This window comes from Oceanobacillus sp. FSL K6-0127, from assembly GCF_037983385.1.
GTDB lineage: Bacteria > Bacillota > Bacilli > Bacillales > Amphibacillaceae > Oceanobacillus > Oceanobacillus profundus.
In genome coordinates, this window is sequence record NZ_CP150287.1 from 2,780,133 (window position 1) to 2,793,524 (window position 13,392).

Annotated in this window: 12 protein-coding genes; 6 read left to right on the top strand and 6 right to left on the bottom strand. The window is 36.0% G+C overall.

Going from position 1 to position 13,392, the window contains the following annotated elements:
* The first annotated feature begins 44 nt into the window (after window positions 1-44).
* Window positions 45-881: a Ku protein gene (locus MHH64_RS13790; protein WP_118889626.1), complete on the top strand. Its 837-nt coding sequence runs from the start codon at window positions 45-47 to the stop codon at window positions 879-881.
* A 49-nt stretch (window positions 882-930) separates the two neighbouring features.
* Here the strand turns inward: MHH64_RS13790 and MHH64_RS13795 are convergent, their stop codons facing one another.
* Complete coding sequence (locus tag MHH64_RS13795; RefSeq protein ID WP_095306924.1) at window positions 931-1,281, bottom strand: helix-turn-helix domain-containing protein; 351 nt, start codon at window positions 1,279-1,281, stop codon at window positions 931-933.
* A gap of 162 nt (window positions 1,282-1,443) precedes the next feature.
* Between MHH64_RS13795 and MHH64_RS13800 the strand changes: the two genes are divergently transcribed.
* Both MHH64_RS13800 and MHH64_RS13805 read left to right on the top strand, forming a co-directional pair.
* The gene (locus MHH64_RS13800) at window positions 1,444-2,502 is read left to right on the top strand and encodes an LLM class flavin-dependent oxidoreductase (RefSeq protein ID WP_340001920.1); all 1,059 of its coding nucleotides are present in this window, start codon (window positions 1,444-1,446) and stop codon (window positions 2,500-2,502) included.
* Window positions 2,503-2,514: 12 nt separating this feature from the next.
* Window positions 2,515-3,081, top strand: coding sequence for an NADPH-dependent FMN reductase (locus tag MHH64_RS13805; protein ID WP_095306922.1), 567 nt, complete (start codon window positions 2,515-2,517; stop codon window positions 3,079-3,081).
* A 349-nt stretch (window positions 3,082-3,430) separates the two neighbouring features.
* Here the strand turns inward: MHH64_RS13805 and MHH64_RS13810 are convergent, their stop codons facing one another.
* The gene (locus tag MHH64_RS13810; RefSeq protein WP_118889623.1) at window positions 3,431-4,129 is read right to left on the bottom strand and encodes a Crp/Fnr family transcriptional regulator; all 699 of its coding nucleotides are present in this window, start codon (window positions 4,127-4,129) and stop codon (window positions 3,431-3,433) included.
* 86 nt (window positions 4,130-4,215) lie between these two features.
* Here MHH64_RS13810 and MHH64_RS13815 point away from each other — a divergent pair, with 86 nt between their 5' ends.
* A complete protein-coding gene (locus MHH64_RS13815) occupies window positions 4,216-4,986 on the top strand; it encodes an HAD family hydrolase (protein ID WP_118889622.1) in 771 nt (256 codons plus the stop codon).
* Window positions 4,987-5,543: 557 nt separating this feature from the next.
* Here the strand turns inward: MHH64_RS13815 and blaI are convergent.
* Together blaI and MHH64_RS13825 are read right to left on the bottom strand one after the other, a co-directional pair.
* Complete coding sequence (gene blaI / locus MHH64_RS13820) at window positions 5,544-5,924, bottom strand: penicillinase repressor BlaI (RefSeq protein ID WP_095306918.1); 381 nt, start codon at window positions 5,922-5,924, stop codon at window positions 5,544-5,546.
* A gap of 67 nt (window positions 5,925-5,991) precedes the next feature.
* A complete protein-coding gene (locus MHH64_RS13825; protein WP_118889621.1) occupies window positions 5,992-7,761 on the bottom strand; it encodes a BlaR1 family beta-lactam sensor/signal transducer in 1,770 nt (589 codons plus the stop codon).
* 315 nt (window positions 7,762-8,076) lie between these two features.
* On the opposite strand from MHH64_RS13825, the gene bla reads away from it, so the two are divergent.
* A complete protein-coding gene (gene bla, locus MHH64_RS13830) occupies window positions 8,077-8,994 on the top strand; it encodes a class A beta-lactamase (protein WP_187393160.1) in 918 nt (305 codons plus the stop codon).
* 28 nt (window positions 8,995-9,022) lie between these two features.
* Window positions 9,023-11,056 carry a penicillin-binding transpeptidase domain-containing protein gene (locus MHH64_RS13835; RefSeq protein WP_340001921.1) on the top strand — a complete coding sequence of 678 codons (2,034 nt, stop codon included), beginning with the start codon at window positions 9,023-9,025 and terminating at the stop codon, window positions 11,054-11,056.
* A 245-nt stretch (window positions 11,057-11,301) separates the two neighbouring features.
* Here MHH64_RS13835 and MHH64_RS13840 read toward each other — a convergent pair whose 3' ends face one another.
* Window positions 11,302-12,165, bottom strand: coding sequence for a DUF3307 domain-containing protein (locus MHH64_RS13840; protein WP_340001922.1), 864 nt, complete (start codon window positions 12,163-12,165; stop codon window positions 11,302-11,304).
* A complete protein-coding gene (locus MHH64_RS13845; protein ID WP_095306912.1) occupies window positions 12,165-12,941 on the bottom strand; it encodes a hypothetical protein in 777 nt (258 codons plus the stop codon). Before MHH64_RS13845 ends, MHH64_RS13840 begins: the two co-directional genes overlap by 1 nt.
* Window positions 12,942-13,392 lie beyond the last annotated feature (451 nt).

Below are 13,392 nucleotides of genomic sequence, written 5' to 3' on the forward strand. Positions count from 1 at the left end.
ATTTTAAAGTAACAGCAAACTAAAGAAAAAAGGAGGTTGTTACGATGCATACGATGTGGAAAGGAACTATCAGCTTTGGCTTGGTTAATATTCCCGTAAAGATGCACGCTGCTACCGAAAATAAAGATATTAAACTAAGACAGCTGCATAAGGAATGCAAATCCCCAGTAAAATATGAAAAAGTGTGTCCCATCTGTGAAAAAGAGGTTAAAAACGAAGACATTGTAAAAGCATATGAATATGCCAAAAATAAATTTGTTATCTTAGATGAGGAAGAGCTAGAGTCCTTAAAGAAAGAACAAGAGGACAAAGCTGTTGAAATTCTTGACTTTGTCCAATTAGAGGATATTGATCCGATTTATTTTGAAAAGAGTTATTATTTATCTCCAAATGAAGGAGGGGGTAAAGCATATGGATTATTGCGTAGCGCGCTGAGTGATACGGGGAAAATCGGGATTGCCAAAATGATCATTCGAGCAAAGGAACAGCTTGCAATTATCCGGGTTTACGAAAATGTACTCGTTGTAGAGACCATTCATTATCCAGATGAGGTAAGAAGCGTTCAGGATGTTCCGAACATCCCAGAAGAGGTTGAAATCGTAAAGAAAGAATTAGACACGGCTAAAATGTTGATCGATCAGTTAACGAACGACTTTGAACCTGAGAAGTATACAGATGATTATCGTACAGCTTTAATGGAATTAATTGAAGAAAAGAAAAACAATGAACAGACTGCTACTGGTAAGGAAAAAGCCGTACCAGATAATGTTACGAACTTAATGGATGCACTCCAAGCATCATTGGATAGAGCGAAAAAAGACAAACCAAAGCCAAAACAAGCAAAACGAAAAACAACAACGAAGAAAAAGGTTGCCACATAAGACATCTCCACTTGTTGGAGGTATCTTATGTGAAAACACCAATTCTTTATTACTGTATATTCTCTCGATTTTCTTTCTCCATTTTATGCAATGTGTGTTTCACTCCCCATTCATGCATTGCTTCTAAAATTGGTTCTAAACTTTTTCCATATTCTGTAATGGAATACTCCACTTTTGGAGGTACTTGCGGATAAACTTTACGCATCACAATATCCTCAGCCTCTAATTCCCGCAGTTGATTCGTTAACATCTTTTGTGTGATTCCTGGCATACTTCGCTTTAATTCGCTAAATCGTTTGGTTCCTTCTTGTAAAAGATTTAACAAAATAATTGGTTTCCACTTCCCAACCAATATTCCTAAAGCGTCTTCAACACGACAAAGTTCTGGTTTCTTTTCCATGTAATCCTCCTAAGTATCTTTTAGTATACTATGTACCATTAAAGTGCGTACTTACAATTTTTCGTTATATAAGACATAATAACATTATATAGAATGTGATGGAAGAAGATTCTTCTTTGTTAGAAGGCATTAGGACATTAGAAGTGAAAGGTTGAAGTATGTATGGAAAATTACCGTATCGATACAAGTAAAGGATTGGAGTTTGGACTATACACATTAGGCGATCATATTTCAGATCCACATACAGGAAAACGAATCTCAGCAGAACAGCGAATTCATGAAATTATTGAATTAGCGAAACTTGCTGAACAAGCAGGTATTGACTTTTTTAGTGTAGGTGAAAGCCATCAGGATTATTTCACAACACAGGCACATTCAGTTGTACTAGCGGCCATTGCGCAGGCGACGAGTAAGATCAAGATTGCTAGTTCCTCTACAATTATTAGCACATTGGATCCAGTTCGTGTTTATGAAGATTTTGCAACGATTGATTTAATTTCAAAAGGACGAGCAGAAATTATAGCAGGGCGTGCTTCTAGAATAGGACTTTTTGATTTATTAGGATATGATCTTCGTGATTATGAAGAATTGTTTGAAGAAAAGTTTGAACTATTACTTGAAATCAATAAAAATGAGGTTATCAATTGGAGCGGACAATTCCGTGCTCCACTAAACAACGCAAAGGTAATTCCACGTCCGAAAGAAGGCTCCCTGCCGATTTGGCGTGCAGTAGGCGGTGCACCTGCCAGTGCTATTAAGGCAGGATATGCAGGGGTCCCGATGTTCCTGGCTATGCTAGGAGGACCAGCGACAAGCTTCAAACGATCGATTGATGCATTCCGTGAAGCTGCGAGTCAAAGCGGGTTTGATCCAGCAGAGCTTCCGATATCAACAGCAGGATTCTTCTATGCTGCCGAAACAACTGGGCAGGCTCAGAGAGAATATTATCCTTATATAAATGAAGGAATGAAGCTAACGAATGGACGAGGCTATCCAAAGCAGCATTTTGCTCAAGGGGCTGATCCAAGAGACGTTATGAATATTGGAAGCCCGCAACAAATCATCGAGAAAATTCTTTATCAACATGAAGTGTTTGGCCACCAGCGTTATATTGGCCAAATGGATTTCGGTGGCGTGCCATTTGAAAAGTTAAAGAAAAACATTGAATTGATTGGCACAGAAATTTTACCGGCAATTAAAAAGCATACAGCAAGAAAATAGGAGGGAAGCAAAGTGAAGATTGTTGCTTTATCCGGATCAAAAGTTGGTACGAAAACAAAAACAGCGATGAATTACACAGTGAAATCAATAAACGATAAAATTCCAGAAATGGATGTGACACTGATTGATTTAGCTGACTATGATATTCAGTTTAGTGACGGACGTAACTATTTAGAATATGCAGGGGATACGAAGTATGTAGCAAAAACAATCATGGAAGCAGATATTATCATAATTGGAACGCCAATCTTTCAAGCATCAATCCCAGCTACATTAAAGAATATATTTGATTTACTGCCGATAAACGCATTTCAAGATAAAATAGTCAGTCTGCTTGTTACAGCAGGTTCTTCCAAGCATTATTTAATTGCAGAACAGCAATTAAAACCAATACTTGCATACATGCAAGCTCAAATTGTCCAAAAGTATGTATTTATAGAGGAGAAGGATTTTTATCGAAACGAAATAACGAGTGATGATGTGTTATTTCGAATCGATCGCTTAATTGAAGATACAGTCTTACTAGCAGAGACCTATATTAAAATCCGTAAAGAAAAAGAAGCAGCTTATGGATTTTAAGCCGGTTACTTATTTTTTCAAAGTCGTCTAAAAAAAGGCGGCTTTTTCTATTATCTAGAAAAATTTGCAATAAAGAATCAAAAAAATATTATTAAGTAGTAAAATAAGTGTGCCATTTGAAATGATAAATTCTAGAAATCATAAATTTTTCGTAAACCAATGAAACAGATCTGTTTTTAGAAATGCGTGTGGTCACGGAGGATTTCAGAAATTTCTGGTGAAGAAGCAACATAATGATTTGGCTGTTTTTACTAGGAGGACTTATCTTTTTTATTACTTTATAATCCAAAGTGAATCTAGGTACGTGAAGAAATCTTATTCTTTATTATTCATTCAGGTGTTATATACTTTATTTATACCGAATTCCATTTGCTGCCTTTTCTAATTCCTTCCAGTTTAATATTTGAATTGAGTTTTTTTGTCTTTCAATAATACCTTGCTCGATTAAAGAAGCTATTACACGGTTGAGATGTCGATAAGTCGTACCTAGCAAACTGGCTATTTCTTTAACGCTCGAGGTCTGTAATTCGATCCCGAATTCGTTATCCGCATCAGGAGACAGCGTAGACATTAGATAACTTGCAAACTTGTTTTCAACAGATGCTAATAAATTTACACGAGAAGCTGTTGTACATGTTTGAAGTTTAAAACTTACATGTTCTAAAAGCATATGTAAAAGTCTTGGGTTGTCTATTTCATATTTTTTGATGTAATCAAAAGGAATGCCGATCACTAAACATTCATCGACAGCTTGAACTTGTGACTGAACAGGAACATCTCGAATTAATTCAATATCACCAATAACAGAAAGGGGATAAATAAAACGTAATAACAGTGCTTTTCCGGTTTCAATACTTGATGTTATTCTAGCTTTACCATTGACTAAGAATAATAGGGAATTCATTTCCATCCCTTCAAAGCGTATAATTTCCCCTGAATGATATTGCTGCATATGATATGGCAGTTGTTTTGATTGATGAAACATTCTATTAATTTGAAATTCCTCTAAATATTTCTCCAATAACTCTGAATCTTGAATATTTCGCATGAAAATCTCCTTTTTTGGGACATATGTCCTTTTCATTATAAGATAAACTGATAATATGGACAATAAATGAAGAAAGAAGGGATAAAATGAAATTTGTATTCGATTTAGATGGGACAATCTGCTTTCACGGCAAGCCTGTCTCAGAAAATCTACTCACATCGATAGAAGATCTAAAAGCAAAAGGGCATGAAGTTATTTTTGCTTCAGCCAGGCCAATACGAGATCTACTGCCTATCTTGCATGAGCGTTTTCATCATTACCCCATGGTTGGTGGGAATGGATCTATGGTTGCAGCAAACGGAAAAATCATTTCAACCATATGTTTTAGTGAAGAAACAATGGCAGCTACGGGCCGCTTACTAGAAGCATTTAACATCACTTATTTAATTGATAGTGAATGGGACTATGCTTACACTGGACCAACTGACCATCCAATATTAAATAATCTGGATCCACTAAAGCGAGCTAAGAACGTTGAATTACATAAGTTATCATCCATTATAAAGATACTAATACTTACATCAGATGATAGAAAAGAAGTATTGAAACGACTTAGTAAAATGAAGGTGGTTGTGCACATCCATGGAGATGAGGGCATCTTCGATATTAGCCCTGAAGGTATAGATAAATGGAGCGGTTTGCAACAGTTGGGAGTGAAAGAAAGGGAATACATTGCATTTGGTAATGATTCGAATGATAGAACGATGTTTCAGCATGCTGGTCATACTGTAATGATAGGTGATAATCAGCAGTTAAAACCATTTGCATCAGAGCAATTATTCATCGAACAGGATATAGAACGCAAAATAATAAATAGATTAGATAAGCTAGCAAGCCCACATATGTTACAAATATAGCGTTTACAGAGAATTAACTTAGGCTAGTAAACCACCAAATCTTACTCTTTAAACAGGTAAGATTTAATGGAGAAAACCCTATAATAGAGGGGTTCCATTGCCATTTTTGTACCAGCTGTGTCTTCCAAGTTAAGCATACGGCATTATGTATATTGCCAATTTTGATTGTTGCTGCAACCGCCTAAATGAGCCCTAAGTATTATCTTCTTATATTTCCAATGACATGATTGAATTTATTGATGACGCTATTATCAATTATTCAAGGTGATTATCAATTAAACTGATTTAGTATAAAATTCCTCGGGTCTATATACTTCGTTATCAATAATTACTATAAATAAAAGGTCATTAGGTCGATACTTATGAACGAGAATAGTTAATATCTACGGGCTCGGGTATATTACAAGAGATTGATACTAGTCTTATGCACAAGTTGAACTATTCGAAGGGGCTTGATACATTTAAAGTCCTGGAAACTGTACAGGAAACCGAGTAAATTCTTTAACTTTGCGCTTCATTCTGTTAGGGACACCTCACAGAATGAAGCTATTTTAACATTATTTTTTTTGATTTTTATTCAAAATAGTCCTCAATTCTTTAATATCCTCTTCAGACAAAGATTCTTGTTCCATGAACTGAACGAGCATCGATTTTACCGTTCCGCCATAGATTCGCTTAATAAAAGAATGTGCTTCAGCTCGCTGACATTCTTCCTGAGAATAAATCGGATAAAAAGTATAGATTCTTTGATTTTTATTAATACCGACCACTTCTTTTTGCGCAAGACGATCAAGAAGCGTACGTACAGTTTTCGGTTTCCAGTCAGTTTTTGCCTGTAAAGAGGCTATCACTTCATTCGCTGTCTGCGGTGCTCTCTCCCAGAGCACGTTCATGACTTCCCATTCTGCTTCTGAGATATTAGGTATATGTTTAGACACTGCTACTAACCTCCCGATCATATTTGTTGTAAAGTATTTTGATTAAAGGTGAAATCGTAATTGATTCTTAATAGATGCCTTTATCGTTTAAAATTGATGATGTAATATCTGCAGCTGCACTTCCAGACGCATCCGTTTCGTTTTGTATATTTGTAGCAAAAAAGTATATATTTTCTCCTTTTTCTACGTAACCGATAAACCAACCATTAATATTTTTACCATTGACCGTACCAGTACCAGTTTTCCCGGATAAATAGAAGTCGTCTAATTCCTCTATTCGCAGCGAATCTTTAACAGCTTGCACATTCTTCTCATCAAACCCAAATTCATTGAAATAAAATGCTGTTAATAATTGAACCTGTTCAACTGGAGATATTTTTAAGGATGATTCTATCCAGAATTGTTCTCTGCCACCAGATACGTCGTAATTTCCGTAATGGATTCCTTTTAAATTCTCTTGGATATCATCAAGTGACATTGTTTTATCTAACTCACTAAAATACCAGTTTACTGAGTTTGACATGGCTGTAGATAAATTATGATCTTTATTCCAAGAATCAAAAGGATAGTCCTGGCCATCCCATTTGATGGTAGAATTTTCACTTGTTATGGCATTTGCCTGCAAACCAAACAATGCACTATAAATTTTGTAAGTTGAATTTGGAGGAACTCTTAATGTACTTTGATTTTCATTATAGATACTATATCTGTCAGCCTGTGCATCATATAATACAAAACTGCCTTCATAATCCTCAAAATATGCACTAAGATCCTCGTAAGTCACACGCTGGTGATTAAATTCGTATTGATCATCGCTGCTTGTCATAGCGGAAACAAATGGCAACTGACACGATATGATTATCCCAGCCATTAGAAAAATGAGTACACTTTTTAGTTTCAGCAGTTTAGACTCTCTTGTAAATGCAGCAATTTTGATAATACGTTTTTTAATTTGCTTCTTTGATCCATTTAAGTGATTTGCCAAAGCCAGATTTTTTAAGTGTGAAGTTTTCTCGGCAAAATTTAAGATTGTATTTCCGTAATTTACGGAATAGTGTTCGCCCATTGAATTTAACACAGCAATATCACATGCAATCTCACGATCCAATCTCATTTCTTTAAAGGCATACCAAACTAGTGGATGGTACCAGTATAAGATTTGGAAAAGGATAACGAAGTAATTGGTCAAGACATCTTTGTTTTTAAAATGATTTAATTCGTGCAGAAGAATGTATTTTATATCTTCCGTAGAGAGCCATTTATCTAAATTGGTTGGTAATACAATATAGGACTTAAACAAACCAAAAGCCATCGGAGATTTGTTTAATGAAGATTCTCTAAGAAAAAAAGGCTTAGATATATTTAAATGCTGCTTACATTGTTCAAATAGCGTTAGAAGTTCTTTATTTTTAATGGGCTGTGTTGTGCTTTTAATAGTCTTTAGCTTATACCAGGATTTTATGGTTAAGATGCCCATGAATAGTATTCCTGCAATCCATAAACAAGCGAAGATGACGTTTAAGAAATCAGGGCTTGAGCGATTGACAGATACAGAAAAATCATTCATCCAATTTCCGCTTTCAGCTTCCGCTTCTCCAAGATCAGTGCCGTGATTAGTAGCATTACCTTGAATGGAATCCAGTGAAATAAAATGACTATCAAACGTAATGAGATTTTGCGGTAAAAATGGAATAGCTAACGCGAATAATAACAAAAACCATAGATTATAATGCCATTTTGCTGATAGCTGCTTTTGGAATATCTTTTTAATCAGCATAATTACTGCAATTGTAAAAGTAGATAGGATAAAACTTATTACAAAATTAGTAAAGAACATAGCTTTCGACCTCAATTCTGACGTATCCAGTAAGTTATCAAGCATTAGGGCTAAAACATATAAGGTAAACTTTAACACTCAGCTAAGAAGGGGATTACCCAGAATGACTTTATCAACAATTCAGCGCACTCTGTTCCAAGTTAATATTACAAATGTAATATTATGATTCTAACATTCCAAATTAGCATTATCAATGTAAAAAAATGGATTAAAAAAATAATTGACAACAGAATGACTACAAATGTAGTATTGTATTACACTTGTAGTCTACAAGTTGAATTTTAAGGAGGGTTTATTTTGAAGAAGAGATTCAGTATGGTTTACAGCATGGGGAAGAGCAAATTCATGCTAGCAATTTGCTTAATGGCAATGGTTGCACTAATTGGGTGTGCAAAAGAAACGGATTCAAGCGAGTCAATGTCTCAATCCAATAACGAAGAAACCAATCAGACAACAGACAATGATTTCGCCCAATTAGAAAAGGAGTTTGATGCGAAGCTCGGTGTTTACGCGCTTGACACTGGTTCAGGAAAAATTATTGATTATCAAGCCGATGAGCGGTTTGCCTATACATCTACATTTAAACCATTAGCTGCAGGAGCGGTGCTAAAGCAGAACTCCTTTGAGGAATTAAACGAAACGGTTACTTATACGGAAGATGACTTGGTAACATATTCACCAATCACAGAGAAACATGTTGATACTGGTATGAACTTATTGGAAATAAGTGAAGCGGCTATTCGTTACAGCGATAATACTGCTGGTAATTTATTATTTAATGAATTAGGTGGTCCTGATGGTCTTGAGAAAGCAATGAGGGAAATAGGGGATAACGTTATAAATTCGGATCGGACAGAGACAAATTTAAATGAAGCAAAACCAGGAGATGTTCGTGATACAAGTACTCCTAAGGCACTTGCTACTAGCCTGCAAGCTTTCGCACTTGATGATCAGTTACTATCTGAGTCTAAGCAAGATATGCTACTGGAATGGCTCAAAACGAATACTACGGGTGATACTTTAATCCGTGCTGGGGTTCCTGAAGATTGGACAGTTGGTGATAAAAGCGGCGCAGGAGGATATGGAACTCGAAATGATATTGGGATTGTATGGCCGCCTGATCGAGAACCTATTGTCATCGCAATTCTTTCAAACCGTGATACAGAAGACGCAGAATATAATGATGATTTGATAAAGCAAGCAACTGAAATTACAGTAGATGCGCTTAAATAACCTTTTTAACAAAGAGTTATGGAAGGGATTGAAAAAGTTGAAACATTTCTGGCTGGGATTGACGATGATTTTTACAATCATCGTCTTTGTGACAGGCTGTTCCAATAAGGAAACACCAGAAGAAATTTTTAATGCCTATCTTTCCAATTGGCAGGAGATGAATTTTGCAGCAATGTATCAAAGTCTTTCTAAGGAAGCAAAAGCAGAAATCAGCCAGAAGGAATTTGTGGAAAGGTATGAAAATATTTACGAAGGAATGGAAATGAACAAGTTGCAAGTTGATACAAAAGTTGATCCAAACAACACCAAAAAGCAGCAAGATAAATCCTCTGTCAGCTATGATTATAAGGTAAAAATGGAAACATTCGTTGGACCTATTGAATTTACACATCAAGCGACTTTAATTAAAGAAAAAGGGGATTCTGAGCAAGAATGGTTTGTTGATTGGAATCCATCTCTTATTTTTCCCTCACTCGAAGATGGCGATAAAGTGGGAGTTCAAACGCTAAAGGCTTCTAGAGGGGAAATTCGCGATCGTAATGGCAGCGGCGTGGCTATCAATGACCATGCTGATGTGATCGGTATTGTTCCAAGTAAACTTGGTGATGAACCTAAAACATCCAAGGCAAAAATAGCTAAGCTGTTAGGGATTTCGATTGATGAGATAGAGCACAAGCTAGAGGCAGAATGGGTTGAGCCTGATGTATTTGTGCCACTAGTTACGCTGCCGATGGGAGAAACAAATCTGGATGCATTTTTAGAAATTCCCGGGGTGAAAATACAAGAAAAGACAGTTCGCACATATCCATTTGGAGAATCAGCGGCCCACATAACTGGATATGTTCGGGAAATTACCGCTGATCAACTAAGCGAATTAGAACAAGAAGGATATGCTTCAGGAGACGTTGTTGGGAATAGTGGACTGGAAAAAGTTTTTGAAGATAGATTGAGAGGAAAAGACGGAGGACATATCTATATCAAGCGTTCGGATGGAAGTTTTAAAGAAACTCTTGCTAAAGAAGAGGCAATCCCTGGAGAGGATATTGAATTAACAATTGATGCAGCCCTGCAGTTTGAAATTTTTGAACAGTTGAAGGAAGACGCGGGTGCGGCTGTAGCACTGGATCCTAAAACAGGTGCCATATTATCCTTAGTCAGTACGCCTTCATTTGATCCGAACACTTTTGTTAGAGGTTTGTCAGATAAGCAATGGAAGCAATGGAGTGAAGATCCCAACAAACCATTTCTGAATCGTTTTACGAATCGTTATTCTCCCGGGTCTGTCTTTAAGACGACTACAGCTGCAGTAGGATTAAAGACTGGTGTTACAAGTCAGGAAGAAGTTCGAAAAATTGTAGGTAAGCATTGGAAGAAGGATGATTCATGGGGTGACTATTATGTTACACGTGTTCACGATAAAAAATTAGTAACGTTGCGTGATGCAATTGTTTATTCCGACAATATTTACTTTGCTCAAGAAGCACTTGAAATGGGAATAGATTCATTTTCAAATGAAGTATATAAATTTGGTTTCGATGAAAAGCTGCCAATTCCATTTCCAATTGCGCCATCAACCCTTTCTAATAATGGGATTGATCGTGAAGTACAGCTTGCAGATTCAGCATATGGCCAAGGGGAAATCATGATGAGCCCACTTCATCTTGCTCTAACCTATACACCTTATTTAAACCAAGGTGACTTATTATATCCACATTTGCTTGAGTCAGAAGAACGTACTGTTTGGAAAAAGAGTCTGATTGAAGCCGGTATAGCCGAGCTTATAAAGGAAAGTTTAATTCAAGTTGTGGAAGATCCAGATGGGACAGGGTATCGTGCCCGTATCCCTGGTATGACAATCGGCGGTAAATCTGGTACTGCAGAAATTAAAGCAAGTAAAGGTGATGAAAGCGGGTCAGAGAATGGCTGGTTCATCGGTTTTACGACAGAGGAGGATTCTCCGTTATTGCTAACGATGATGGTTGAGGATGTCAAAGGAAGGGGTGGCAGTGGTTATGTGATCCCGAAAGTAAAACATATCTTTGAAACGATCCAAAATGATTAGAAATGAATATAAATGAGCTCCGTTGTTTTGATAGGTAGGGGAGGAGTATGAATAAAAGAAAAGAGCCATACTTTCTTATCGAGCAAATCTTATTTTCCTGGTTATGTTCATTTTATTTTTGGTTCTGATCCTCCAGCTAGGAATTGAAGCGCTTTGGAAAATTGAAGAACATAATAAAGTATTGCAGGATATGATCTCAAATGTTTAACTGAAAGTGGAGCCATTCGTTAATGGCTCCTTATCTTTTACATAATAATTCTCTGTACAACTAGACCGAGCACCAGACCTAAAAAAATAGAAGATAGTGTACCTAACAAGAAATATTCCGCCCAGTTTCGATCATCTAACTGTTTGAATCGGGCAATCGACTTTGCAGCAATAATAAAAGCTATCGACGGGTATGCACCAATCACTGTTAATGTAATAACAAGCAATCTTTCTATATAGCCAATGAGTTTTCCACGCGAACGAAGTGGGGAGGAGTATGTAAAGTAATGATATTCCTCTGTAAAACTATTTTCTGTCTTCGGTCGATTATTTTCTTGTCCAGCACTCAATTGATTTTTTAATGTCAGTTCACCTTCAAAGTTTGCAAGTTCTGATGGCAGCGAACCAATGATATATTTAACGATATGACCACTAACAGTTGTTGCCAAAATATAAATGATAATCATAAATAATACTATGTTGGGCAAGCTTAAACTACTTGTTCCATTCAAGTTTAAAAGACTCGCCGCTAATTCTGGGGCCTTCATATGAAAGAAAAGAATACAGGATATGATTATCATTATGACATGTAGTGCCTGGTCTAAAAGAAAGTATCCGAGTTTTTTCATATTATCTGTTGCACTTTTTGGAATGGAGTCTATTAATTTTATTTTTAATAAATCAATTAAAAGATGCGTGATAATAATAAAAATAAATGGCAGAATAAAATACTTGATAATATGTTGAAACGCGAAGTGATAACCCCATATAACGACAAGTGCGATTCCAGTTGTCAGCAGATGATGAAGCAGATGTTTTTTTAAATGTTTTATTTTATTTTTCACCATTAGATCTGTTTGAAGCCAAACCAAATGCGCCAGGAGCAGCAATAGTACAGGCATTATAATCTCCTTTCTCTCGGAAAGTAATCGTTTATATGGTTCATAATATTGTTTCGAATGGTTGATTGCAGCTTATCTGTTAAACGTTGCTCATTCTTCTGCGTACCTAATAAATCCAGCACCCTAACAATGTCATTAAATGCGTGCAAGATGACTTGCGTTTTACCCTGTTTCATATGATGGGAGATAGTACCTGTTGTTCTACCGAGATATTTGCTTACTTTATTTTGTTGACCGAGCATTAAATATAAAGAACATACTCGAGATTGTATATCGGTTTGTTCGTTTATTTGAACTTGCTTGAGAGTTAAACTTGTATTTATTAACGTTTCGAACTGTTTGCTGAAAACGGTGAAGCCTTGTTTATCTGATAAACGAGGTAATGCAAATCGAAATAGCAATCTGTTCTGTTGCTTTTTCAGGTAATCATTAGCATTTCTCGCTTGTTTCATTAATGGATGAATCCATGTTTCTATGTTTATTGTGCTTAAATCCTCTTGGATATTACCAAAGGATAAACCAAAATAAGGCTTGTGATCTGTGAACTTCCAGATACGGCTTATATAGAAAGCAAGTGTATATGCCGATGCATAACCACTGCTTATAACCACCAATTCATCACCAGCACGGTGACTAACCTTTGTCACGCCAACAGGTTGTGTCCACTCAGCAATCCTACTTTTTAATTGCTCTAGATATTCACTTAATTCATTTCCGATATTTTCTTTAGATGAATTACTTACGTCCATAATAAAGACAGAGACTTCATTTGCCATGTATAAACAGCTCCTTTCTTATCCAAAGAGCAGGGGAGTTTGATTATATAATCGAATATAACAAATGTTAGATGAAATAGTCAAACTTTATAGAAGTTAGATGATTTAGACTGATACGATGCAATCATTAACAGACTACCGTTCCCTATATGACAAGTTTATTATCATATTAACAAGTCACCTGAATAAAATTCATCATATTAAATAATAGACTCAGAGACACTTTACCTTATTATGCCAAATTATAATCAAGAAGGGTATCACATGAATAAAATTACTAAATCTCCCTTATCTGATGGTTTCTGTAACATAATAGATAAATTATCTAATTACCATAGTATTAAAAGAAATTTAATTCCTCTAATCCCTTAGTTCATGAGTATTCAGGAAATACACAAGTAATAAATATTCCCCTCCTTTCTAGTTGTACAAGCCCTCCTTTATGAATATA

Coding starts and splice junctions, on each gene's coding strand:
- MHH64_RS13800 (WP_340001920.1), top strand. CDS start 1,444: ATGGAAAATTACCGTATCGATACAAGTAAAGGATTGGAGTTTGGACTA.
- MHH64_RS13810 (WP_118889623.1), bottom strand. CDS start 4,129: ATGCGAAATATTCAAGATTCAGAGTTATTGGAGAAATATTTAGAGGAA.
- MHH64_RS13840 (WP_340001922.1), bottom strand. CDS start 12,165: ATGCCTGTACTATTGCTGCTCCTGGCGCATTTGGTTTGGCTTCAAACA.
- MHH64_RS13795 (WP_095306924.1), bottom strand. CDS start 1,281: ATGGAAAAGAAACCAGAACTTTGTCGTGTTGAAGACGCTTTAGGAATA.
- MHH64_RS13845 (WP_095306912.1), bottom strand. CDS start 12,941: ATGGCAAATGAAGTCTCTGTCTTTATTATGGACGTAAGTAATTCATCT.
- MHH64_RS13815 (WP_118889622.1), top strand. CDS start 4,216: ATGAAATTTGTATTCGATTTAGATGGGACAATCTGCTTTCACGGCAAG.
- MHH64_RS13790 (WP_118889626.1), top strand. CDS start 45: ATGCATACGATGTGGAAAGGAACTATCAGCTTTGGCTTGGTTAATATT.
- bla (WP_187393160.1), top strand. CDS start 8,077: ATGGTTTACAGCATGGGGAAGAGCAAATTCATGCTAGCAATTTGCTTA.
- MHH64_RS13825 (WP_118889621.1), bottom strand. CDS start 7,761: ATGTTCTTTACTAATTTTGTAATAAGTTTTATCCTATCTACTTTTACA.